The 22,906-nt window shown below is 76.3% G+C and carries 20 protein-coding genes and 1 pseudogene; 4 read left to right on the top strand and 17 right to left on the bottom strand.

Annotated elements, in window-relative coordinates; genetic code table 11:
• On the top strand, window positions 1-3,150 hold the full coding sequence (locus K7640_RS20285) for a BTAD domain-containing putative transcriptional regulator (protein WP_222956445.1): 3,150 nt from the start codon (window positions 1-3) through the stop codon (window positions 3,148-3,150).
• A 5-nt stretch (window positions 3,151-3,155) separates the two neighbouring features.
• On the opposite strand, the gene K7640_RS20280 is transcribed toward K7640_RS20285, so the two are convergent.
• From K7640_RS20280 to K7640_RS20270, 3 genes are all read right to left on the bottom strand, one after another.
• A complete protein-coding gene (locus K7640_RS20280; protein WP_222956444.1) occupies window positions 3,156-3,980 on the bottom strand; it encodes an ABC transporter permease in 825 nt (274 codons plus the stop codon).
• Window positions 3,977-4,933, bottom strand: coding sequence for an ATP-binding cassette domain-containing protein (locus tag K7640_RS20275; RefSeq protein ID WP_222956443.1), 957 nt, complete (start codon window positions 4,931-4,933; stop codon window positions 3,977-3,979). The genes K7640_RS20280 and K7640_RS20275 overlap by 4 nt, the downstream gene beginning before the upstream one ends.
• Before the next feature lie 107 nt (window positions 4,934-5,040).
• Window positions 5,041-5,412: a hypothetical protein gene (locus K7640_RS20270; protein WP_222956442.1), complete on the bottom strand. Its 372-nt coding sequence runs from the start codon at window positions 5,410-5,412 to the stop codon at window positions 5,041-5,043.
• Between the two features lie 175 nt (window positions 5,413-5,587).
• Between K7640_RS20270 and K7640_RS20265 the strand changes: the two genes are divergently transcribed.
• Window positions 5,588-6,361, top strand: a complete 774-nt coding sequence (locus K7640_RS20265) for an alpha/beta hydrolase family protein (protein WP_222956441.1) — start codon at window positions 5,588-5,590, stop codon at window positions 6,359-6,361.
• 44 nt (window positions 6,362-6,405) lie between these two features.
• Here the strand turns inward: K7640_RS20265 and K7640_RS20260 are convergent, their stop codons facing one another.
• Entirely contained in the window at window positions 6,406-7,446 is a 1,041-nt protein-coding gene (locus K7640_RS20260; protein ID WP_222956440.1) for a zinc-dependent alcohol dehydrogenase family protein, read from the bottom strand.
• Between the two features lie 180 nt (window positions 7,447-7,626).
• On the opposite strand from K7640_RS20260, the gene K7640_RS20255 reads away from it, so the two are divergent.
• The gene (locus K7640_RS20255) at window positions 7,627-8,286 is read left to right on the top strand and encodes a DedA family protein (protein ID WP_222956439.1); all 660 of its coding nucleotides are present in this window, start codon (window positions 7,627-7,629) and stop codon (window positions 8,284-8,286) included.
• 48 nt (window positions 8,287-8,334) lie between these two features.
• Here K7640_RS20255 and K7640_RS20250 read toward each other — a convergent pair whose 3' ends face one another.
• A complete protein-coding gene (locus K7640_RS20250; protein WP_308042618.1) occupies window positions 8,335-9,150 on the bottom strand; it encodes a M15 family metallopeptidase in 816 nt (271 codons plus the stop codon).
• A 60-nt stretch (window positions 9,151-9,210) separates the two neighbouring features.
• Window positions 9,211-10,176, bottom strand: a complete 966-nt coding sequence (locus K7640_RS20245; protein WP_222956437.1) for an acetylxylan esterase — start codon at window positions 10,174-10,176, stop codon at window positions 9,211-9,213.
• Between the two features lie 441 nt (window positions 10,177-10,617).
• Between K7640_RS20245 and K7640_RS20240 the strand changes: the two genes are divergently transcribed.
• Complete coding sequence (locus K7640_RS20240; RefSeq protein WP_222956436.1) at window positions 10,618-11,637, top strand: LacI family DNA-binding transcriptional regulator; 1,020 nt, start codon at window positions 10,618-10,620, stop codon at window positions 11,635-11,637.
• A gap of 7 nt (window positions 11,638-11,644) precedes the next feature.
• On the opposite strand, the gene K7640_RS20235 is transcribed toward K7640_RS20240, so the two are convergent.
• From K7640_RS20235 to K7640_RS20185, 11 genes and pseudogenes are all read right to left on the bottom strand, one after another.
• The gene (locus tag K7640_RS20235) at window positions 11,645-12,895 is read right to left on the bottom strand and encodes a D-alanyl-D-alanine carboxypeptidase family protein (protein WP_222956435.1); all 1,251 of its coding nucleotides are present in this window, start codon (window positions 12,893-12,895) and stop codon (window positions 11,645-11,647) included.
• A 165-nt stretch (window positions 12,896-13,060) separates the two neighbouring features.
• On the bottom strand, window positions 13,061-13,903 hold the full coding sequence (locus K7640_RS20230) for a DMT family transporter (RefSeq protein ID WP_222956434.1): 843 nt from the start codon (window positions 13,901-13,903) through the stop codon (window positions 13,061-13,063).
• Window positions 13,900-14,667: a polysaccharide deacetylase family protein gene (locus K7640_RS20225; RefSeq protein ID WP_308042617.1), complete on the bottom strand. Its 768-nt coding sequence runs from the start codon at window positions 14,665-14,667 to the stop codon at window positions 13,900-13,902. The genes K7640_RS20230 and K7640_RS20225 overlap by 4 nt, the downstream gene beginning before the upstream one ends.
• The gene (locus tag K7640_RS20220; protein ID WP_222956433.1) at window positions 14,664-15,899 is read right to left on the bottom strand and encodes a glycosyltransferase; all 1,236 of its coding nucleotides are present in this window, start codon (window positions 15,897-15,899) and stop codon (window positions 14,664-14,666) included. Before K7640_RS20220 ends, K7640_RS20225 begins: the two co-directional genes overlap by 4 nt.
• A gap of 46 nt (window positions 15,900-15,945) precedes the next feature.
• Entirely contained in the window at window positions 15,946-18,291 is a 2,346-nt protein-coding gene (locus K7640_RS20215; protein ID WP_222956432.1) for a flippase-like domain-containing protein, read from the bottom strand.
• Between the two features lie 136 nt (window positions 18,292-18,427).
• On the bottom strand, window positions 18,428-19,711 hold the full coding sequence (locus K7640_RS20210; RefSeq protein ID WP_222956431.1) for a D-alanyl-D-alanine carboxypeptidase family protein: 1,284 nt from the start codon (window positions 19,709-19,711) through the stop codon (window positions 18,428-18,430).
• Window positions 19,712-19,774: 63 nt separating this feature from the next.
• Entirely contained in the window at window positions 19,775-20,086 is a 312-nt protein-coding gene (locus K7640_RS20205) for a hypothetical protein (protein ID WP_222956430.1), read from the bottom strand.
• A gap of 111 nt (window positions 20,087-20,197) precedes the next feature.
• Window positions 20,198-21,616, bottom strand: a complete 1,419-nt coding sequence (locus K7640_RS20200; RefSeq protein WP_222956429.1) for a WD40 repeat domain-containing protein — start codon at window positions 21,614-21,616, stop codon at window positions 20,198-20,200.
• The gene (locus K7640_RS20195; protein WP_222956428.1) at window positions 21,616-22,125 is read right to left on the bottom strand and encodes a SigE family RNA polymerase sigma factor; all 510 of its coding nucleotides are present in this window, start codon (window positions 22,123-22,125) and stop codon (window positions 21,616-21,618) included. Before K7640_RS20195 ends, K7640_RS20200 begins: the two co-directional genes overlap by 1 nt.
• An 83-nt stretch (window positions 22,126-22,208) precedes the next feature.
• Window positions 22,209-22,631, bottom strand: a complete 423-nt coding sequence (locus tag K7640_RS20190; RefSeq protein WP_222956427.1) for a protein phosphatase — start codon at window positions 22,629-22,631, stop codon at window positions 22,209-22,211.
• A gap of 75 nt (window positions 22,632-22,706) precedes the next feature.
• Window positions 22,707-22,906: pseudogene (locus tag K7640_RS20185) on the bottom strand (hypothetical protein); the annotation flags it as partial.

The following is a 22,906-nucleotide window of genomic DNA, read 5'->3' as shown; positions in this document are numbered from 1 at the left end:
GTGCGGGTGGGGATCCTCGGGCCGCTGGAGGTCCGCGACGGCGAACGACTCGTCGACGTCGCCGGGGCACGGCTGCGGGCCCTGCTGATCCGCCTCGCCCTCGATCCGGGCCGGCCGGTGAGCGTGTCGGCGCTGGCCGAGGCGCTCTGGGCGGACGCGCCGCCGGCCGACACCGCCAACGCCGTGCAGACGCTGGTGTCCCGGCTGCGCCGGGCGGTGCCCGGGCTGGGCGTCCGCAGCGGTCCCGCCGGCTACCGGCTCGACCTGGACCCGGGCGACGTGGACGCCGAGCGGTTCGCGACGCTGGCCCGGGACGGTCGGGAGGCGCTGCTGGCCGGGGACGCGCCGCGGGCGCTCGGCACGCTACGGGACGCGCTGGCGCTGTGGCGGGGACCGGCGCTCGCCGACGTCGCCGACGCCCCGTACGCGGCCGCGGCGGCGGGCCGGCTGGCGGAGCTGCGGCTCACCGCCCAGGAGGACCGGATCGAGGCGGAGCTGCGCACCGGTCGGCCGGAGCTGCTGGGCGCCGAGCTGGCCGAGCTGACCGCCGCGCACCCGCTGCGGGAGCGGCTGGCCGCGCTGCACCTGCGGACGCTGGCCGCCGCCGGCCGGCCCGCCGAGGCGCTGGCCGGGTACGAGCGGGTCCGGCAGCGGCTCGCCGACGAGCTGGGCGTGGACCCCTCGCCCGAGCTGCGGGCCGCGCACCTGGCGGTGCTGCGGGGCGAGGCGGCCCCGCCGCCGGTGGCCGCCGCGCGGCGCGGAAACCTGCGGGCCGCGCTCACCACGTTCGTCGGGCGGGACGAGGACCTGCGCCGGCTCACCGGGCTGCTCGCCGGCAACCGGCTGGTCACCCTCATCGGGCCGGGCGGCGCCGGCAAGACCCGGCTGGCCAGCGTCGCGGCGGGCCGGTTGGCCGACGGCGCGCCGGGGGGTGCCTGGCTGGTCGAGCTGGCGCCGATCACCGACCCGGCCGACGTGCCCCGGGCCGTGCTCGACACGCTGGGCCGCCGCGACCGGGCGGTGGAACCGGCCCGGCCCACGGTCCGCGACACCCTCGGCCGGCTGGTCGACGCGCTCGCCGCCGACGAGACGCTGATCGTGCTGGACAACTGCGAGCACGTCGTCGAGGCCGCGGCCCGGCTCGCCGAGGAACTGCTCGGCCGCTGCCCCGGGTTGCGCGTGCTGGCCACCTCCCGCGAGCCGCTGGGCATCGTCGGCGAGGCGCTGGAGCCCGTACCGCCGTTGCGCCTGCCGCCGGCCGACGCGACGCCGGCCGACGCGGCGGCGTACCCCTCGGTGCAGTTGCTGCGCGACCGGGCCGCGGCCGTGCGGGCCAGTTTCGCGGTGACCGACGACAACGTCGCCGACGTGGTGGAGATCTGCCGCCGGCTGGACGGCCTGCCGCTCGCCATCGAGTTGGCCGCGGCGCGGCTGCGGACGCTGTCGCCGCGGCAGGTCGCGGCCGGGCTGGACGACCGGTTCCGGTTGTTGACCGGCGGCAGCCGCACGGCGCTGCCCCGGCACCGGACGCTGCGGGCGGTGGTGGACTGGAGCTGGGGGTTGCTCACCGACGACGAGCGCCGGCTGGCCGAGCGGCTCGCGGTCTTCCCCTCCTCGATCACCGGCGAATCGGCGACCGGCGTCGCCGGGCCGGCCGCCGCCGCGCTGCTCGACGCGCTTGTCGACAAGTCGCTGCTCCAGGTGGTCGGCGACGGGCGCTTCCGGATGTTGGAGACCATCCGCGAGTACGGGCTGGAGCGGCTCGCCGCCGCCGGGGCCGCCGCCGAGGCGCGCGCCGCGCACGCCGGGTACTTCCGGGACCTGGTGGCGACCGCGGAGCCGCACCTGCGCACCGCCGGCCAGTTGCCCTGGCTGCGGCTGCTGACGGCGGAGCGGGAGAACATCGTCGGCGCGCTGCACTTCGCCTGCGACGCCGGTGACGCGGACACCGCGCTGCGGATCGGCGCGGGCCTGGCGCTGCCGCTGGTGATCTGGGGCGACGACGGCGGGATCGGCGGCGACGTGCTGGCCCGCGCGCTGGCGCTGCCCGGGCCGACGTCGGCGGCGGAACGGGCCGTGGTGCTCGCCATCCGGATGGTCACCGAGATGTTCCAGGGCGCCCGCGAGCCGACCGGGGAGCGGGTCGCGGAGATGACCGAGGCGGTGCGCGCGGCGAACGGGAGCGGACACCCGCTGGTGGCGTTGCTCGAACCGGCGCTGTCCATGTTCACCGACGACACGGCCGCCGGGATCGCCGCGGTGGACCGGGCGCGCGGGCATCCCGACCCGTGGACCGACGGGACGCTGCTGGCCATGCGCGGCCAGATCCTGGAGAACAACGGCGACGCCGAGGGCATGCTGCGCGACCTGACCGAGGCGGTCGAGGAGCTGCGCGCGGTCGGCGAGCGGTGGAGCCTGTCGATGGCCCTGAGCAACTACGCCGACGGCCTGACCAAGCGGGGCGACTTCGCGGCGGCGACGGCCGCGCTGGAGGAGTCGGCGCGGCTGGCCCGCGAACTCGACCCGGCCGCCGAGCCGAGCTTCCAGCTGATCTGGCTGGCCGCCATCCGGGCCCGCTCCGACGTGGCCGGCGCCAAGGCGGAGCTGCGCCGGTTCGTCGCCGACCGGACGACCGACCGGCACGGCCAGGACGCCGCGTTCGGGCTGATGATGCTCGGCGACATCGCCCGGTTGGAGGGCTCGCTCGACGAGGCGCAGGAGTGCTTCGCCGACGCGATGCGCCGCCAGGAGGCCGCGCCGATGGTGGCGCCACAGTTCCGTGGCCTGCTGCTGGCCGCGAGGGGCCACCTCGCGCTCGCTCGCGGCGACGTGGCGGAGGCACGGAAACGCCTCTCCGAGGCCACCGAGCGGGGCCTCGCCGCCCGGGACATGCCGGTGGTCGCGATCATCGCGGTCGGCTGGGCGGCCCTCGCCGAGGCGGACGGCCGGTACGCGCGGGCCGCCGAGCTGCTCGGCACGTCCGACTCGCTGCGCGGCTGGCCGGACCGGTCCAACGCGGACGCGCAGCGGCTCGCCGAGCGGCTGCGCGCCGAGCTGGGCGACGACGGGTACGCCGCCGCGTACGCCCGAGGGCACGGCCTGAGCCGGGCCGACGCCCTCGCGTCCGTGGGCGGCGACCCGGCTCGGTGAGGCGGTCAGGCCCGACGCCGGTAGGCCCGGACGGCGAGCGGGGCGAAGACCGCGATGATCGCCACGGTCCAGAGCAGCGACCGGGTCACCGGCCCGGCCACCGGCCCGCCGATGATCAGGCCCCGGGCCGCCGCCATCACGTCGGCCACCGGGTTCACCCCGACCCACCACTGCAACCAGCCGGGCAGCGTGTCCGTCGGCACCATCATGTTGGTGCCGAAGGTCAGCGGGAACAGCACCAGGAACGCGGTGCCCTGCACGGCGCCCGGGCTGCGCATCAGCACGCCGAGCAGCACGCCGATCCAGCTCACCGCGAACGCGAACGCGATGGTCAGCAGGCAGGCCGCCACCGTGGACAGCGGATCGGTGCCGATCCGGAAGCCGATGGCGTAGCCGAACGCGAACAGCACCACGATGGAGACCACGAACCGGACCAGGTCGCCGACCACCGAGCCGACCAGCGGCGCGGATCGGGCGATCGGCAGGCTGCGGAACCGGTCGAAGACGCCCTTCTCCACGTCGGTGTTGAGGCTGACCCCGGTCGCGATCGAGGCGAACAGCACGGTCTGCACCATGATCGCCGGAAGCAGGAACTCCAGGTACGCGTGCTGCGAGCCGGAGATCGCGCCGCCCAGCAGGTAGACGAAGATGACCACGAAGACGACCGGCTGGAGCGTCACGTCCAGCAGCTGCTCCGGCGTACGCACCGTCTTGATCAGGCTACGGCCGGCGAGTGACAGGCTGTGCCGGGCCAGCCCGAACGGGCGGGCGTCGGCCCGGGGCAGGCTGGTCCGGGGCGGCGTCGCCGCCGTACGGGTGGTCGTGGTCATGCCGGCACCTCCGTCGGCTCGGCGGCGCCGTGGCCGGTCAGCGTGAAGAACACCTCGTCGAGGCTGGGCAGCCGCAACGCCAGCTCGACCACCCCGATGCCGGCGTCGTCGAGCCGGCGGACCACCGTGGTGAACGCCGCGTCGCTCTCCACCGGCACGGTGAGCAGGCCGGGCCGGGGCAGCTCGGGTTCGGCGCCGGTGCCGGCGCGCAGGATGTCGGCGACCTCGCCGATCCGGTCCGGGTCGGTCGGCCGGACCACGATGGTCTGACTGCCGGCGATCCGCTTCAGCTCGCCCGGCGTGCCGTGCGCGATCACCCGACCGTGGTCGATCACCGAGATCTCGTCGGCCAGCGCGTCGGCCTCGTCCAGGTACTGCGTGGTCAGCAGCACGGTCGACCCGTCGTCGACGAGCGAGCGGACCACGCCCCACATCTCTTCCCGCTTGGCCGGGTCCAGGCCGGTCGTCGGCTCGTCCAGGTAGATCACCTCCGGCCGGCCGACCAGGCTGGCGACCAGGTCCAGCCGGCGGCGCATGCCACCGGAGTACGTCTTGGCCGGCCGTCCCGCCGCATCGGTCAGGTCGAACCAGGCGAGCAGCTCCGCCGCCCGGGCCCGCGCGTCGCGCCGGCTCAGGTCGAGCAGCCGGCCGATCAGCACCAGGTTCTGGGTGCCGGTCAGGTCCTCGTCGACCGAGGCGTACTGCCCGGTCAGCCCGATCAGCCGGCGCACCGTGCCGGCGTCGCGGACCACGTCGTGGCCACCGACGGTGGCGCGCCCGGAGTCCGGGCGCAGCAGAGTGGCGAGGATGCGTACCGCGGTGGTCTTGCCGGCGCCGTTCGGCCCCAGCACCCCCAGCACCGTCCCCGGTCGTGCGGCGAGGTCGATCCCGGCCAGCGCGGTCGTCGCACCGAACCGCTTGACCAGGCCCTCCGCCTCGAATGCGTAGCTCATGGCAGCCACCATGGCCGGGCCTGCTGGCAGGCCACGCACACGACGCTGACAGCGGTCGCACCGCGCCCGACGGCACCGGAGCTTCGGGGCCGCGATCGGACGCGGGGTCAGTCCTTCTTGCGCTTCAGGAACGGGAAGCGGGCGGCCAGCTCGGTCAGCTCGACCCCGCCGCACCACGCCTCGGCCAGCTGCACGACGGGCAGCAGGTCGCAGGCGTCACCGTGGGCGCGTACCCGGCCGCCCTCGGAGATGTCCACCATGAAGTAGCGGGCCTCCCGGGCCAGCCCGACCCGGACCAGGCCCCGGTCACAGGAGATCTCGGCGTGGGTGTAGTGCGCCCGCCCGCTCTCCGGGGCGCTCAACCGGCCGATGGACAGCCCGTGCCGGGCGGCGCAGTCGGCCAGCGCGGCGGCGAGCCCGTCCTGCTCGACCAGGTCCGGATAGAGCCGGACACCGAGCGCGGTGGACGCGTCGCTCATGACTGCCTCCCACTTCCTTGTGACAGAGACCAGCTGCGCGCGGGTTACGGGAATGTTTCCGGCGCGCCTGGTCATCCTGTCCCCCGCCACCGTCCGAGGGCAATAGGAACAGTCGATTCCGCCCCGGACGGGAGAGCGCGCCAGCCGCGCCGGGACCTCGGTAGGGTCGGGGACCATGGCGCGGATCCGGTGCGACTTCTTCTCCGAGGCCCTCGGCATGGGCACCTCGATGACGGTGCTGCTGCCCGAGCGGGCCGCCGCCCAGATCGGCCTGGCGGGCAGCCCCCCGGCCGGTGACCCGCCGGTGCTCTACCTGCTGCACGGCCTCACCGACGACGACACCATCTGGACCCGGCGCACCGCCATCGAACGCTACGTGGCACCGCTGGGCCTGGCCGTCGTCATGCCGAACGCCGGTCGCAGCTTCTACACCGACGAGGCGCACGGCAACCGGTACTGGCGGTTCCTCACCGACGAGCTGCCCCGGGTGTGCCACTCGTTCTTCCGGCTCTCCGACCGCCGGGAGGACACCTTCGTCGCCGGCCTGTCGATGGGCGGGTACGGCGCGGTCAAGTGGGCGCTGCGCGACCCGGGCCGGTTCGCCGCCGCGGCCAGCCTCTCCGGCGCGCTCGACGTGGTCCACCGGCGGGACCACCCGACCCACCCGCTCGACCCGGCCGTCTGGCACACCGTCTTCGGCGACCGGCCGCCCGCCGAGGACGCGGACACGGTGGCCCTCGTCGAGCGGGCCGGTGACGACCTGCCCGCGCTCTACCTGGCCTGCGGCACCGAGGACTTCCTCTACGAGGACAACCGCCGGTTCGTCGCGGCGGCGCAGCGCCGGGGCGTGCCGCTCACGGTCGACTGGTCCCCCGGCGACCACGACTGGGCGTACTGGGACGCCAAGATCCGTGACGTGCTGGCCTGGCTGCCGCTGAAGCAGCGCTGAGCCCGGCCGGCCGGGGGTGTGCCGGCCGGGCCCGGCCGCGGCGGTCAGCCGCGGGTCAGCAGGACCTTCAGCGCACCGGTCTCCGCCGGCCGGGCGAAGACGTCGTACGCGTCGAGGATCCGGTCCAGGGTGAACCGGTGGGTGACCAGGTGGCCGACGTCGAGCTGGCCGGCGACCAGCATGTCCAGCAGCTTCGGCGTGGAGTACGTGTCGACCAGGCCGGTGGTGACGGTGACGTTGCGGATCCAGAGCCGCTCCAAATGCAGCGTGGCCGGCTTGCCGTGCACGCCGATGTTCGCCACCCGGCCGCCGGGGCGGACCAGGGTGGTGCACAGCTCGAAGGTGGCCGGGGTGCCGACCGCCTCGACCACGACGTCCGCGCCGAGCCCGCCGGTGAGCTGCCGGACCGCCTCCAGCGGGTCGGCGTCGGCCAGCACGGTCAGGTCCGCGCCGAACTGCTTCGCCGCGTCCAGCCGGCTCTGCGCCCTGTCCACCGCGACGATGTGGGTCGGCGAGAACAGCTTCGCGGTCAGGATGGCGGCCAGGCCGATCGGGCCGGCGCCGACCACCACCACCGTGTCGCCGGGCCGGACCTGGCCGTTGAGCACCCCGACCTCGTACGAGGTGGGCAGGATGTCGGCCAGCAGCACCGCCGCCTCGTCGGAGAGCGACGCGGGCAGCCGGTAGGTGGACAGGTCGGCGAACGGGATGCGCGCGTACTCGGCCTGCACGCCGTCGACGGTGTGCCCGAGCACCCAACCGCCACCGCCGAGGCACTGCCCGTAGGCGCCCTGGCGGCAGTAGCGGCAGACGCCGCAGGCGGAGATGCAGGAGGCGAGGACCCGGTCGCCCACCGTCAGGTTGCCGATGCCGTCACCGAGCGCCACCACCGTGCCGACCGCCTCGTGGCCGAGCACCCGGCCCGGCTGCACCTCGGGCACGTCGCCACCGAGGATGTGCAGGTCGGTGCCGCAGATGGTGACCGCGTCGACCCGGACGATCGCGTCCCGGGGGCCGGCGACGACCGGATCGGGAACCTCGGACCAGGACTTGCGGCCCGGCCCGCCGTACACGAGTGCCTTCATGGCTCCTCCTCACGCCGTGTGTCACCTCCCACGCTTCCCGCCGGCGCGCCCGGTGGGCAGGGCCGCAGGTCGGCCCGGCCCGGGGCGTTCGGCCCGTCCGGGTTTGCCGGGTGCGGCGTGGGGTAGCGAGGGTGGGCCCCCCGCCGCCACGGCGGCCGTTCCCGCCCCCCGGAGCCGCCGATGTCCCCGCTCCTGAGCACCCGGGCCGCCGGCCCGGGCTTCCTCGCGCCCGAGTCGCTGATCTCCACCTTCGGGCTGATCGGCGTGCTGGCCGCCGTCTTCGCCGAGTCCGGGCTGCTGGTCGGGTTCTTCCTGCCGGGCGACTCGCTGCTGTTCACCGCCGGGCTGCTCGTCGCCGACGGCCACTACCTGCACCAGCCGCTCTGGCTGGTCTGCCTGCTGGTGGGGGTGGCCGCCGTGCTGGGCGACCAGGTGGGTTACCTGTTCGGCCGGCGGGTCGGGCCGGCGCTGTTCCGCCGCCCCGACTCCCGGCTGTTCAAGCAGCAGCACGTGGCCCGGGCCAACCGGTTCTTCGCCCGGCACGGCGCCCGCTCGCTGGTGCTGGCCCGCTTCGTGCCGGTGGTACGCACCTTCACCCCGATCGTCGCCGGGGTCAGCCGGATGCGGTACCGGACGTTCGTGGCGTACAACGTGGTGGGCGGGCTGCTCTGGGGCGTCGGGGTCACCGTGCTGGGCTACTTCCTCGGCCGGATCGCGTTCGTCCGGGCCAACGTCGAGTTCATCCTGATCGGCATCGTGCTGGTCTCGGTGCTGCCGATCGCGGTGCAGTTGCTGCGCTCCCGCCACCGCGCCGCCGCACGCGAGCAGCGGGTGCGTTAACCCGGGGGCCCCGCCGCTACCGCAGGCGTCAACAAGGGCACCCTCCTGTCACCGGGCCACCGGGAAGTCGAAGTAGCGGTTGGGGTACGGCTCGTCGACGAGCCGGTAGTGCCACCACTCGCGGGGATAGTTCTCGAACCCCTGCGCCGTCATCAACCGCCGCAGCAGCTCCCGGTTGTCCCGCGCGGTCCCGGTGACCCGGGCGTCGGCGGTGTGCGCGCGGGGGTCGAAGCAGTCGAACCCGGTGCCCATGTCCACCGAGTCGTCGGCGAACCGCTCGCCGGCCGGCGCGGTGCAGGCCACCAGCGGCTGCCCGGGGGTGAACCCGGGCTGCGCCGGCGTCGGCACCGGGACCAGGGTCAGGTCGACGGTGCTGCCCCGGCTGTGCGCGGTGGGCGCGCCGAGGTAGCCGTCGGCGAACAGCCGCGACTTCGGCACGTCCGGATAGAACTCGGCCCTCATCTGCTCCTCGCCGGGGCGCCGCGCCCAGGCGACGAAGTCGTCCACGGCGCGCTGCGGGCGGTAGCAGTCGTACACCTTGAGGCTGCGGCCGGCGGCGAGCGCGGTGGCCTGCACCCGGCGCAGCGCGTCGGCGGCGGCCCGGGTGAGCAGGCACAGCGGTTCGGGGTAGCCGGTGATCGGCCGGCCGACGAAGTTGTGCGCGGTGGCGTAGCGGATGTCGGTCCGGATGCTCGGGTCGGCGTCGGTGAGGACGACGAAGCCCGCCGCGACGCGGGGCCCGGGGGACGTGGCGGTCGGCGGCGGTGGGCGCGGGGCGGGCCGCTGGCAGCCGGCGGTGAGCGCCGCGGCCACCACGGCCACCGCCGTGAGCCGCCGGACGGTGCTGGCCGGGCCGAACCCCACGCCGTCCTGTCTACCGGACCCGGTGCCGGGCCGGCGGCGCATCGGCCGGGCCGCGCCCGGTCAGTCGGTGAGGGTACGGCGCAGGAAGTCCACCGCCGCGGCGTCGTCGTCGATCCCGCCCGCCTCGTGGCCGTTGTACCGCCACACCGACAGCTCGGCCCGACCCCGGTACTCGTTGACCGCGGCGTAGACCGTCGACGGCGGCGTGATCTCGTCCATCAGCGCCACCGAGAACCGGGCCGGCGCGGTGGCCCGCCGGGCGAAGGCCACCCCGTCGACGTAGCCGAGCGTGCGCAGCACCTGCTCCTCGCGGTCCCGGTGCACGGCCAGGTAGTCGCGGATCTCCCGGTACGGGTGGGCGTCGGTGACCAGCACGGCGCGCGGGATGTCGCAGAGGAACGGCACGTGCGACACCAGCGCGCGTACCCGTGGCGCCAGGGCGGCGACGGCGAGCGCCATGCCACCGCCCTGGCTCTGGCCGAGCACCGCGATCCGGTCGGGGTCGACGACGGGCAGGTCGCACGCCGCGTCCACGGCGCGTACGGCGTCGGTGAACAGCCGGCGGTAGTAGTAGCGGCGCGGGTCGTCGATGCCCCGGGTGACCACGCCGGGCACCTCCGGGCCGGCCGCCGCCGGGTCGGGGGTGTCGCCGCGACTCCAGCTCGACCCCTGGCCGCGGGTGTCCAGTTGGAGGTGGGCGAAGCCGGCCGAGGCCCAGAGCAGGTTCTCCAGCGGGTGGCCCCGGCCGCCGCCGTAGCCGACGTACTGCACCACCGTCGGCAGCGGCCGGTCGGCCCCGGCGGGTCGCCGCAGCCAGGCCCGCACCGGTTGCCCGGCGAAGCCGGGGAGGGTCACGTCGGACACCTCGACGGTGGTCAGCGGGCTGGCCACCGGGGTCACCGTGACGGGAACGTCGCAGGCGCGGGCGTCGGCGAGGGTGTCGGCCCAGAACTGGTCGAAGTCCGCCGGTTCGCGCAGCCCGCTGCGGTAGCCGCGCAACTGCTCCTCGGGCAGGTCGGTGTGCACCCTCAGGCCGCCGCGACGGCGCGGCCCGGGTGCGGGCGCCGGAGGTTCTCGGCCACCGGCGCGCGGCCGGGCCGGGTGGGTCCGCTCATCGTCGTACCTTTCGCTTCGCCGCTGGGGGCGCGGCCGGGCCCGTTCCGGAAGTAGCCCCGGTTCGGCGCCCCGGGGCCGGGCCGCGGGCCGCGGCCGGGCGGGACCGGAGGTACGCGTGGGCCGCACCGATCGCCCACTCGACGCTGAGGAGAGGCGGGCGCCCGGCGAACCGGGCCGTCGGAAAGGACACCGGCTCGTTTCCGAAACGTTTCCGTAATTTGCGGGAACGCTAGAACCCGTCCCGGCCTGTCGTCAACCCCCGCCGGTGGGGCAAGATTGGCCGTGGCACGCGCACGCCGCCGGGCCCCGGCAGGGATGCGGCCGACGGGCACGGCCGCAGGAGGAGACACCGTGAAGGCGGACGACGAACGCAGGGTGACCATCACGGCGATCGCGCGGGAGGCCGGCGTCTCCGTGCCCACCGTGTCCCGGGTGCTCAACGGGCGCTCCGACGTCGCGCCGGGCACCCGCGAGCGGGTCGAGGAACTGCTGCGGCACCACGGCTACCGGCGGCGCGGCAACCGCACGGTCACCCGCGCCAACCTGGTCGACCTGGTCTTCAACGACCTGGACAGCCCGTGGGCGGTGGAGATCATCCGCGGGGTGGAGGACGTCGCCCACCGGGCCGGCGCGGGCACCGTCGTGTCGGCCATCCACCGCGAGTCCACCTCGACCCGGCAGTGGTTGCAGAACCTGCGGGCGCGGGCCACCGACGGGGTCATCTTCGTGACCTCGCAGCTGAGCCAGCCGGTGCACGCCCAGCTGCGCCGGCTCAACGTGCCGGTGGTGGTGGTCGACCCGGCCGGCGTGCCAGCCACCGACGTGCCGAGCGTCGGCGCGACCAACTGGACCGGTGGCCTCGCCGCGACCGAGCACCTGCTCGGGCTCGGCCACCGCCGGATCGGCTTCGTCGCCGGCCCGGCCAACCTGCTGTGCAGCCGGGCCCGGCTGGACGGCTACCGGGCCGGGCTGGAGGCCGCCGGGGTGCCGCTGGACGACCGGCTGGTCCAGCCCGGCGACTTCTACCACGCCTCCGGCTTCGCCGCCGGGTCCGCGCTGCTCGACCTCGACGACCCGCCGACCGCCATCTTCGCCGCCAGCGACCAGATGGCCTTCGGCGTGTACGAGGCGGTGCGCCAGCGCGGTTCGCGGGTCGCCGACGACATCAGCGTGGTCGGCTTCGACGACCTGCCCGAGGCCCGCTGGGCGTCACCGCCGCTGACCACCGTCCGCCAGCCCCTGGCCGAGATGGGGCGGCTCGCCGCCCGTACCGTGCTGCGGCTGGCCCAGGGCGAGCAGATCGAGTCCCCCCGGGTGGAGCTGGCCACCGAGCTGGTGGTGCGGGACAGCTCCGCCCCCGTCCCCCGGTAACCCCCGGTCAGCGGCCGACGCCGGAGCGGGCGCGCAGCAGGTGCCGCCGCCGGCGCGCCACCAGCACCGCGCCGCCGGCCACCAGCAGCACCGCCGCCGCGACGGCCACCGCGGTGGGCGGCCGGGACGTCCCGGTGGCCGGCGCGCCCCGCAACCCGGCGCCCCCGGCCAGGGCGGACGCCCCGGCGCTCGGCGTGGCCACCGCCGTCCCGCCGGGCCGGACCAGCTCACCGACCGCCGCGTCCCGGGGCAGGCCGAACCCCCAGTCCAGCAGCGCCGCGCCCTGTTGCCAGCCGCGCTGGCCGGTGGCCTCGGCGCCGAGCACGGTCACCACCAGCCGCCGGCCGCCGCGCTCGGCCGCCCCGACGTACGTGTGCCGGGCCACGTCGGTGAAGCCGGTCTTGCCGCCCAGCGCGCCCGGATAGTGGGTCAGCAGTTGGTTGTCGTTCTGGATCTCGAACGGCTTCTCCCGCAGCGCCGGCTGTCCCGGCACCACCGCGGTACGGGTCGCCGTGTACCGCCGGAAGGCCGGCTCGGCGAAGCAGGCCCGGGCGATCAACGCCAGGTCGTACGCGCTGGTGAACTGGCCGGGCCCGTCCAGCCCCGACGGCGTCACCGCGTGCGTCTGGTACGCCCCGAGCTCCCGCGCCTTCTCGTTCATCTCCCGGACCCCGCCGGCGACCGATCCCCCGCCGAGCCGGGCCAGCGCGTTCGCCGCCTCGTTACCGGACCTGAGCAGCAGGCCCAGCCAGATCGTCTCGATCGGGTACCGGCCTCCCTCGGCCAGCCCGACCGCCGAGCTGCCCGGCTCGATGTCCAGGTCGGCGTGGGTGACGGTGACCACCCGGTGCGGGTCCAGCTTCGGCAGCATGGTGGCCGCCAGCAGCAGCTTCTGCACGCTGGCCGGGGTGGCGTACTCGTGCGGGCCGCAGCCGCCGAGCACCGCGCCGCTGTCCAGGTCGGCGACCAGCCAGGCGGTGGCGGCGACCGCCGGTGGCACGGGCGCCTGCCGGGGCACCACCAGCCCGGCGGTGTCCAGCGCGGCCCCGCCGACCGCCCGGGCGGCCGGGTCGGCCGGCGGTGGCGGCTGCGGCGGCCGGGTCGCCGGGGCGGGCACGTTCGGGCAGGGCGGCGCCTCGGCGGGCAGCCGGCCGGGCCGCACGGGCGCGCCGGCCCGGGCCTTCGCCACGGCCGGCGCCGGCACGGTCAGCACCGGCAGGAGCAGGGCGGCGGCCAGCGCCGCGGGCAGGCCTCTCATGTCCACGGACGTTAGCCACGCCGACTCGATCGGGTCACCTGCTCGGCCATTCGCGTCCTGCGGGCCGGGTGGCCCGGTAGGATTCCCCGCCGCGTCCGGGCCACGCCCGTGACGAACCGCCCGGGACCGGGCGCGGGTCGACCGGGTTGCGCCGCCCCGCGCCGGTCAACGGGCCCGCGACGTGCTGCCGGCCAGCCAGACCCCCGCCGCGATGGCGGCGACGGCCGCGACCACCAGCGGGGTCCGCGCCCCGCCGAGGGAGAGCGTCTCCCGGAACACGGTCACCCCGATGACCACCCCGGTCACCGGCTCGGTGAGGGTGAGCGCGGTCAGCGGCGCCGCGATCCGCCCGCTCTGGAACGCGCTCTGGTTGACCTGCACCCCGACCACGGCGACCACGACCAGGGCGGCCAGCCGCCAGTCGGTCAGCAGCGCGAGCGGGTCGCCGTCGAACCGGGTCGCCACCGCCTTCAGCAGGGCCGCCGCCATCCCGTAGAGGATCCCGGCGGCCACCCCGAGCAGCGCTCCCCGGGTCGCCCCGGTGGCCGCCCGGGCCAGCAGCAGACAGCCGGCCACCGCGGCGGCCACCGCGGCCCCCGCCCACCCCCAGGCGGCCGGCGCCGGGTCGTCGATCCCCGCCCTCGGGTCGGTGGCCACCAGGAAACCGGCCACCCCGGCGATGCCGACCAGCGTCGCCGCGAGGTCGCGGCAGTGCGGCAGCCGCCGGTTCCAGGCCGCCTCCAGCAGGACGGCCATGAAGAGCCCGCTGGCCAGCACGGGCTGCACCACGGCCAGCGGACCGTAGCGCAGGGCCAGCGCCTGGGCCAGCGTGCCGGCCACGTCCGGGACCCAGCCGAGCTGCCACAGCCGGGTACGCAGCAGCCGCCACAGCAGCCGGAGGTCGAGCGCCCGCCGGGGCGGCTGCCGCTTCGCCGCCCGCTGGTGCATGGTGGTGGAGACGGCGTAGCTGAACGCCGCGACGAGGGCGGCCACCACCGCGATGCTCACCGGGCGGCGGCCCGTTGCTCGCCCAGCGGCCCCACCGACCAGCCCTGCCGGCGGCACTCGGCGAGCAGCCGGGGCAGCGCGCCGAGGCTGGACCGCCAGGCGCCCGGCGCGGAGGTGCAGTCCGAGTCGTGCAGCAGGATGGTGCCGCCGGGGCCCAGCCCGGCCCGGACGGTGTCGTAGACGGTGGCGCTGGTGGCGGTGCGGGTCCAGTCCCGGCCCCAGCAGGTCCACAGCACCGGGCGCAGGTCCAGCCGGCGCGCGGCGAACAGGGCCGAGCCGGTGAGCACCCCGTACGGCGGGCGGAAGAAGCGGGGCTCCCGGCCGGTGACCCGGGTGACCAGCTCGTGGGTGCGGGCCAGTTCCCGCCAGGTGGCCACCGGCCCGCGCAGCAGCAGGTTGCGGTGGTCCCAGCCGTGCACGGCGACCTCGTGCCCGGCGTCGGCGATCCGCCGGCCCAGGTGCGGCGAGCGGTCCAGCATCGAGCCGAGCACGAAGAAGGTCGCCCGGACGGAGTGCTCGGCGAGCACCGCCAGGAACCAGGGGGTCGACTCGGGGTCCGGCCCGTCGTCGAAGGTCAGCGCCACCCGGCCCGCCCCGACACCGCCGTTGAGACCGGGCAGGCAGCACCCCCGCAGGCCGGGCAGGGCGGTGAGCGCCGGCGCGGCCTGCGCCGCGGCCAGCGTGGCCGCGACCGTGCGCAGCGCCGGGGCCGCCCGGCGCAGCCGGCCCGCCCAGGCACCGGTCACCTCGACGCGGCCCGTCACCGGCGGCCGGTCCGGGTCAGGGTGGCCGACTGGGCGACGGCGATCAGCACGGCCGTCGCGTCGCCGACGAAGTCGCCGATCGAGGTGACCAGGGTGCGGACCCGGCCCGCCGGCAGCGCCCCGACGACCGGCGCGGCGGTCGCGGCCCGCGCGACGAGCTGCGCCGGGTCGGTCGACGCCACCCAGTCCTCGCCGGCCCACCTGCCGTCGCCCGCACCGGTGGCGCCGACCGGCGGATCGCCGTCGAGGGCGGCGAGCACCCGCCGCAGGTGGTGCGCCGAGGGCGCCCAGCGGGTCAGCCCGGACCGGGCCAGCACGGCGGCGTTGGCCCGGCCGTGCCCGGCGATCGGCCGGTACGTCACCACGGGCACGCCGCTGGCCAGCGCCTCCTGGCAGGTCAGCCCGCCGGCGTTCTCCACCACCACGTCGACCGCGCGCATCAGCGTGGGCATGTCGTCGACCCAGCCGAGGACGTGCTCGTGGGCGCGGGACAGCCGCTCCCGCAACGCCTCGTTGCGACCGCAGACCACCACCGGCCGCACGCAGCCGGTCGCGGCGACCTCGGCCACCGTCGTCTCCACGTCCCCGGCGCCCCAGGCGCCCGCCACGATCAGGGCCAGCCGGTCGTGCCGGGGCAGCCCGAACCGGGACCGGGCCTCCCCCCGGCTCACCTCGGGCGCGGTGGTGAACGCCGCCGGCACCAGCGGCTGGACCTCCTCGACGGTGACCGGGTGCGGGACCGGCCGCAGCTCGGCGTGGCGCAGCGCGCAGTACACGTCCACCCCCGGCGACACCCAGGTCGGGTGCACCACGAAATCGGTCACGTAGGTGAGCACGGGTACGCCGAGGCGCCGTCGTTCCCGCAGTGGCCCGAGCAGCTGGTTGGCGAACGGGTACGTGGTGACCACCGCCCGGGTGTCCGGCGGGATGCGCCGGCGCATCCGGCGGCGCACCGGCCACAGCAGCATCCGGATCACCGTCACCGATCGGCGGGACCGGCTGGTCATGGTGAACAGCGCCTCGTACCCCCAGGGCAGCCAGCGCAGGATGCCCCGGTAAGCCTCGCGGAACGCCCAGCGTACGGGCCGGGGCAGGGTCTCCAGGAGGTTGACCCGGTCCACCAGGAAGCCACGCTCGCACAGTCGGCGGGCCAGCTCGGCGGCCGCGGTGTCGTGGCCCGCGCCCACGTCTGCCGACACCACGACGACCCGGCCGCGGCTCTCCTCCCTCATCGGGCCGGCTTTCCCATCGACGGATGATCCAATCCGGTCACCGCCCTCAGAGCATGTGCCGGCGGACCAGCAGCCGCAGCGCCGCGTAGCCGGGCAGCACCGGGAGCCAGAAACTGGCCAGCCGGTACACCAGCACCCCGGCCACCGCCGTCGCCGTCGGCGTACCGGACAGCAACAGACCGGACACCAGGGCCGCCTCGGTGGCACCGAGCCCACCCGGCGTCGGAGCGGCCGTGGCCACTCCCTCCCCCACGATGCACACCAGCACCACCGCCGGCACCAGCGCCAGGTCCACCGGCAGCCCCACGGCCAGCAGCGAGAACCAGAGGCAGGCCCCGTAGGCGAGGGTGAGCCCCACGCTGGCCGACAGCAGCCGCAGCATCCGCCGGCTGTGCCACAGCGCGCGTACCGCCCCGGCGGCCTGGCGACGCGCGGCGCGCACCCGGGCCCGCAGCCGCGGCACGGCGAGCGCCCCGGCGATCCCCAGCAGCACCGCCACCACCACCAGCAGCACGGTCAGCGCCCGGGCCGTGGCGGCCCCGGTGAGGTGACGGCCCGCCGTCCGGGCGAAGGGCACCAGCACCGGCAGCAGGACCAGCACCGACAGGATGCCGGCGACCCGGGTCACCGCGACCGCCGTGGCGGCCACCGCCACCGACAGGCCCCGCTGCCGCAGGTACCGCACCCCGAGCGCGGCGCCCCCGACCGCGCCCGGCGCCAGCCGGTTCGCGAACGACGCGGCCACCTGCACCAGCACGGTCTCCCGCAGCGGCACCCGCTCCGCCGTGGCCAGCCGCAGGGCGTACGCGCTGAGCGGGTAGGTGGCCGCGGAGGCCAGCAGGGCGGCGGCGGCCCAGCCCGGGACGGCGTGCACCAGCGCGTGCGCCGCGACCCGCACCTGGGCCAGCTGCGGCAGCAGGAAGTGCACCAGCAGCCCCAGCATCACCAGCAGGAACACGTCGCGCCGGCTGACCCGTACCACCCGGGCGAGCTGCCCCGGCCGGTCCGGGCAGCGGCGGGTGATCTCCTCGCGCAGCGCGTCGAGCACCTCCGGGTGGGCGGCGAGCAGCGCGCGCCCGGCCCGGGACAGCAGCGCCCGTTGCAGCCAGGGCAGGCTGTCGGCGACCGGGCCGGCGCCGAGTTGGCCGACCGCCGCGTCCACGGTGGGCCGTACCCCGGCCAGGCAGGCCAGCGTGACCAGCAGCTCCACCAGGTCCCGGGCCTGCTGCTCGGGGGTCGCGTCGTCGGTGCCGAAACCCAGGTCGACCAGCCAGGCGGTGGCGTCGGCGACCAGGATGTTGGCGGCCCGCAGGTCGCCGTGCGCCAGCCCGGCGCGGTGCAGCGCCGCCACCTGCCGGCAGACGTCCACCAGCGCGTCCGGGCCCAGCTCGCCCGGGCCGAGGCCGTCCAGTGGGCGGGCGGCCACCCACTCCTCCACCAGCAGCGCGTCCCCCGCCGGGTCGGCGGCGGTGGCCACGAACCCGGGGGTACGCACTCCGGCCCGCGCCGCGAGCAGCAGCAGGTACGTCTCGTGCTCGCTCTTCTGCTTCGCCGTCACGTACGGCGGCTCGTCGACGACGTGCCGGTAGCGCAGCCGGCGGTACAGCTTGTACAGCCAGTCCGCGTCCCGCTGCCGCCCGCCGGTGACCTTGACGAAGAGCCGCCGGCCGTCGGTGGTGCGCACCCGCCACGGGCGGGAACCGCGCGCGTCGCCGGCGATCGGGGCCACCTCGGCCACCGCGATCCCCCGCCCGGCGAGCACCCGCCGGATCCGCCCGGCGGCCTCCCCCGGGCCGACCTCACCGACGAGCAGCCGGGTCAGGGTGGCCGAGAACCAGCCGACCAGCAGCCCGCCCAGCACGTCGGCCGGCAGGTGCGCCCCGACGTAGACCCGGGCGACGGCGACCGCACCGACCGCCGACCACACCAGCCAGCGCAGGTGCCGGGGCAGCGCGGGCGCCAGCACGACGCCGAGCGCGGTCACCACCGCCACGTGCCCGGACGGATAGCCGTACGTGTCGGGCACGTGGGCGTGCACCCGCACGTCGGCCAGGTAGCCGGTGGGCCGGCGCCGGCCCACCGCCGCCCGGACCAGCACCGTCAGCCAGTAGCCGAGGTTGCCGGCGACCAGCAGGTCCCGGGCCAGCCGGTAGCGGCGCGCGGCGGCCGCCCCGACCGCCGCGACGAACACCGCCGGGTACGAGCCGAGGGCCAGCACCACCCCGAGCACCGGCGTGAGCGGCCCCGGTATCTGGTTGAGCAGCGCGAAGAGGTCCCGCTCCCAGCGCCCCGGTGGCCGGTGCCGGGCCCAGTGGCTGAGCGCGACGAGCAGGCCGGCGGAGACCAGCAGACTCGCCACCGTCGCCGGGGCGGGCCGACGGATCCGGGCCACCCCGGCCTACCCGGCCGGACGTGGGCGGCCGGTCCCGCCCGCCGGCCGTCGAGGAGCCATGAGTCGACCTTAGGTGGGCGGCCGTGCCGGAATCCCGGCAACCGGTCAGATCACGCAGGCGGTGACCCGCCCGCCGTCAGGCGGCGCGGCGGCGGCCCGGTCCGCGCCGGCGCTTGCCCCGGTCCCCGCGACCCCGGGCCAGCACGACGATCACCAGGACGACGAGGAGCACGCCGGTGGCGGCCGCCGCCGGCCAGTAGCGCCGGGTCCAGTCCTCGGCGGCGCGGTAGGCCGCGACCGGCCCCGGCGTGTCGGCCGGGTCCGGCTCGGCTGCCGTCCCCTCCGGCTCGGCGGCGGGCGCGTCCCGCTCCGCGGCGAGCTCGCCCGGCTCGACCAGCCGGCCCACCGAGGCGTCCTTCGGCAGCGCGAACCCCCAGTCCAGCAGGGTCGCGCCCTGCTGCCAGCCGGGCATCGGGTTGCGTTCGGCGTTGAGCAGGGTGACCACCAGCCGCCGGCCGTTGCGCTGCGCGCCACCGACGTACGTGTGCCGGGCCAGATCGGTGAAGCCGGTCTTGCCGCCGAGCGCGCCGTCGTAGCGGTAGATCAGCTTGTTCTCGTTCTGGATCTGGAAGCCGGGTCGCTTCAACGCCGGCTGCGCCGGGATCTGGGTGCTCTCGGTGAGCGCGTACCGGCGGAAGTCGGGGAGGGCGAAGCAGGCCCGGCCGATCAACGCCAGGTCGTACGCGCTGGTGAACTGCCCCTTGCCGTCCAGCCCCGACGGGGTCACCGCGTGGGTCTGCAACGCGCCGAGCTCCTCGGCCTTCGCGTTCATCTGCGCCACGCCACCGGCGACCGACCCGCCGCCCAACCGGGCCAGCAGGTTGGCCGCCTCGTTGCCGGAGTTGAGCAGCAGCCCGAGCCAGACCGTCTCGACCCGGTACCTGCCGCCCTCGACCAGCCCGACCGCCGAGCTGCCCGGTTCGATGTCCAGATCACCGCGGGTGACCGTGACCAGCTGCTTCGGGTTCAGCTTCGGCATCATCGTCGCCGCCAGCAGCAGCTTCTGGGTGCTCGCCGGGATGCCGTACTCGTGCGGGCCGCAACCGCCGAGCACCGCGCCGGTGTCCAGGTCCGCGACGATCCACGAGGTGGCGCTGACCGCCGGCGGTTTCGGCGCGCCGGCCGGCACGACCAGGCCGGTGGTGGCCAGCTCGTCGCCACCCACCCGCTGGTCCGCCGGCACCCGGGGCGGGGGTGCGGGCTTCGGCGGCCGCTTCGTCTGCGGCGGTGGCGGGACGCGCGGGCAGGGCACCGGCGTACCCGCCGGGGCCGCGGCGGCGCGGGGAGTCGCGGCGGCCGGGACCGGCGTCGCCATCAGTACGGCGGCGGTGACCGCGGCTGCCAGGGCCCGTCCTCTCATGGGTGAGCAGGGTAACCGGGAAGATCCAGGAAGGGCTAACCACCCCGGCGTGGCGGCGCGCCGTCAGCCCGGCAACGCCGTCGGGCCCGAGTTGAGATGGAAGGCCCGTTCCTCGGCGACCTCCCGGGCGTGCAGGAACCGGGTGGTCCACTCCGGATCGCCCGCCGGGATCCGGTCCACCACGTGCTCGTCGAGCGGCGTACCGCCGCGGCGGGGCAGCAGCCCCACCGCGACCACGGTGTGCCCGTCCTGCCCGTAGTGCACCACCTGCCAGCGGGCCGAGCGCGCGGAGCGCCGGTCCAGCGCCCGGCCCACCGCGAGCGCCAGCAGGAGGACCGCGACGACCAGCGGCAGGATCAGGATCAGCGCCCGCACCGTGCCACCTTCCTCACTGCGCGAACTTTATCCCCTCGACGAATTCACCGCCGAACATCTCGGTCGGGGCCCCGAGGCGGACTCTCGTCGACCGCCGCCCGGACCCGCCGGTCAGCGCCGCCGGGTCCGCCGGCGCCACCGGCGCAGCCCGGAGCCGGCGACCACCGCCGCGACCAGCAGCAGCACGAACTGGCCGAGCGGCCACCAGAGCGCCAGCAGCCACCGCACCGCGCCCTCGACCCGCGACGGCGACGGGCCGCCGAAGGAGTCCAGCAGCCCCGCCGGCACGTCCACGAACAGCGCGCTGCCCGGCAGGTCCACCAACCGGTGCCGGGAGCCGTCGCGGCGCAGCTCGGTAAGCGTCACCGAGCCCACCGCCCACCAGTCGGTCTCCGACCAGCGCGGGTTGTCCGGCTCGCGGGTCAGGCCGGCCTCCGGCTGGTACTCGACGACCACCGCGTCACCGTCGCCCTGCCAGCCGAGCAGCCGGGCGGCCAGCCCACGGGCGGCCGGCAGCCGGGGCCCGTCCACCACCGCGCCGGTCGTCGCGTCCCGCCAGCCGGGCCGGATCGCCCGCCGGGCGAGGCGCCGCTCGTCGCAGGTGGTCCCGTCCTCGCAGTCCCCCATCGTCCACATGGCCAGCCGGGTGCCGTCCGGCGACCAGGCGCCCGGCCCGGCCAGCCGCTCCGCCGGGGTGAGGGTGGCGATCCGGCGTACGGTCATCCCGGCGGTCTCCACGACGTACAGCGCGTCGACCGTGGCCACCGCGAGCCGGGCCCCGTCCGGCGAGAACGCGGCCAGGTTGCCCAGCCGGAACTCCTCGTCGATCCGGGGCAGCGCGCGCACCCGCCCGGTGGCCAGGTCGAGCAGGTTCAACCCGCCGAGCCGGGAATCCTCGGTGGCCGGCCGCAGCAGCAGGGAGTCGCCGTCCGGCGACCAGGCCAGCGGGTAACCGCCCGGGTAGGTCCGGTTCTCCCCCGTGCCGAGCTCGACCACCGCGGTGACGCCCTGCGGGCCGCCCGGGCCGGCGACGTCGTGCTGGTAGGCGACGCCCTCCAGCCACGGCATCGCGGCCAGCCGCCGGCCGTCCGGGGAGAGCAGCAGGTCCCCCACCCCGGCGCTCACCTCGCCCACCGTACGGGCCAGCCGGTATCGGCCGTCCCGGGCGACGAGCAGGCTGCGTCCCTCCCAGCCCCAGATGTCGCTGCCGCGCAGCTCCCGGTCGCCGGAGACCACCAGGGCGGCCGGCCCGGTCGGGTGCTCGACCACGCCGGCCTGCCCGGTCAGCGGCGGGTACACCCGGGCCGGCACCACCGGCCGGTCGCCGCCGGCCGGGGCGTACCCGTCGGCGTGCACCCGGGGCAGCACCACCGGCGCGGCGCCCAGCACCACCAGCACCGCCACCACCGCCGTGGCCACGGTGCGCCGCCGACGCCGCCGTCCCCGCTCCCACAGGTCCGGCCCCAACCGGGCGGGCCGCGCGTCGGCCGCGATCCGGTGCAGCACCTGGCCCAGCCGCCCGTCACCCATCACCGCACCTCCAGCAGCCGCGCCAGTTCCGGCGCGAGCACCCGCAGCCGGGCCAACCCGTCCCGGAGTTGGCTCTTCACCGTGCCGACCCGGCAGCCCAGCGTCTCGGCCACCTGGGCCTCCGACAGGTCCTCGTAGTAGCGCAGCACGATGGCGGCGCGTTGCCGGGGCGCGAGCCGGGCCAACGCGTCGCGCACCGCGAGGTGCACCGCCACCGCGTCCGCCGGATCCGGCACCGCCCGGTCGGCGGTGTCCAACGGCGACTCGGCCACCCGCCGGGTCCGCCGCCGCCACCAGGAGACATGCTGGTGATAGAGCACCCTGCGCACGTACGGGTCGGGGTCGCCGCCGGCCACCACCCGCCGCCACCGCCCCGCCACCCGCAGCAGGGTCTGCTGCACCAGGTCCTCGGCGAGGTGGTGGTCACCGGTGAGCAGGTAGGCGTGGCGGGACAGGGCGGCGCCGCGCTCCCGCGCGTACGCCTCGAACGACTGCCGGTCGGCGTCCACTCGCCACCTCCTCCTCCCTCTGACACGCCGGGAGGTGTCCGGGTGGAGGGGTGCCGGTGCCGGATTCCCGGTCCGTGCGACGGTCAGTCCCGGAGGCTGGGCAGCGCGCGCAGCCACCAGCGCTGCCAGGGAGTCTCGACCGCGCGCGAGTGGTAGTGCCGCCGGACCCACGGCACCGCCTGCCGCACCGGCAGGCCGTCCAACACGGCCAGGGCGGCGAGCCCCGTGCCGGTCCGGCCCTTGCCGCCCCGGCAGGCCACCTCGACCCGTTCCCCGGCGTACGCCCGCCGCAGCGCCTCCCGCAGCGCGTCCACCGCGTCGTCCCGGTCGGCCGGTATCCAGAAGTCCGGCCACCGCACCCGTCGGTACGGCCACGCCGGCGCCGGCCCGTCGACCAGCAGCACGGTGAAGTCGGCCGGCGACGCCGGCGCGGCGGCGGGTCGACCGCGTACCTGGGCCCCGCCGGGCAGTACGACCACTCCGGTACGGTCCGACCACGCAGCCATCCCGCCATCATGCCCCTGGTCCGGAGCTGCCGAAGGCCGGCACCCGTTGTCGGGTGCCGGCCTTCGGGGTTTAGGTCAGCTGTTCCAGTGCTGGGTGACGAGGTCGGCGGCCTGCTGCTCCCACTGCGCGTACGCGTCGGGGTAGGCGGACACCTGCACGGTCTGGGCGGCGTCGGTCAGGGGCATGTCCTGCCAGCCGTCGACCTGCTTCAGGCCCTTGAGGAACGCGAGGGTGGAGTACTCGGGGTCGGTGATCTGCTCCGGCGTACCCCAAC

This window comes from Micromonospora sp. PLK6-60, assembly GCF_019890675.1.
In the GTDB taxonomy this organism is placed as follows: Bacteria; Actinomycetota; Actinomycetes; order Mycobacteriales; family Micromonosporaceae; genus Micromonospora.
The sequence above is the reverse complement of the archived record's forward strand: the minus strand, read 5'-3'. Positions and strand labels throughout refer to the sequence as shown.

Bases quoted from the DNA above. Each gene is read 5' to 3' on its own strand.
- K7640_RS20280 (WP_222956444.1), bottom strand. From the start codon at position 3,980: ATGACCACGACCACCCGTACGGCGGCGACGCCGCCCCGGACCAGCCTG.
- K7640_RS20220 (WP_222956433.1), bottom strand. From the start codon at position 15,899: ATGAGGGAGGAGAGCCGCGGCCGGGTCGTCGTGGTGTCGGCAGACGTG.
- K7640_RS20270 (WP_222956442.1), bottom strand. From the start codon at position 5,412: ATGAGCGACGCGTCCACCGCGCTCGGTGTCCGGCTCTATCCGGACCTG.
- K7640_RS20265 (WP_222956441.1), top strand. From the start codon at position 5,588: ATGGCGCGGATCCGGTGCGACTTCTTCTCCGAGGCCCTCGGCATGGGC.
- K7640_RS20235 (WP_222956435.1), bottom strand. From the start codon at position 12,895: ATGAGAGGCCTGCCCGCGGCGCTGGCCGCCGCCCTGCTCCTGCCGGTG.
- K7640_RS20190 (WP_222956427.1), bottom strand. From the start codon at position 22,631: ATGGCTGCGTGGTCGGACCGTACCGGAGTGGTCGTACTGCCCGGCGGG.
- K7640_RS20255 (WP_222956439.1), top strand. From the start codon at position 7,627: ATGTCCCCGCTCCTGAGCACCCGGGCCGCCGGCCCGGGCTTCCTCGCG.
- K7640_RS20260 (WP_222956440.1), bottom strand. From the start codon at position 7,446: ATGAAGGCACTCGTGTACGGCGGGCCGGGCCGCAAGTCCTGGTCCGAG.
- K7640_RS20275 (WP_222956443.1), bottom strand. From the start codon at position 4,933: ATGAGCTACGCATTCGAGGCGGAGGGCCTGGTCAAGCGGTTCGGTGCG.
- K7640_RS20210 (WP_222956431.1), bottom strand. From the start codon at position 19,711: ATGAGAGGACGGGCCCTGGCAGCCGCGGTCACCGCCGCCGTACTGATG.
- K7640_RS20200 (WP_222956429.1), bottom strand. From the start codon at position 21,616: ATGGGTGACGGGCGGCTGGGCCAGGTGCTGCACCGGATCGCGGCCGAC.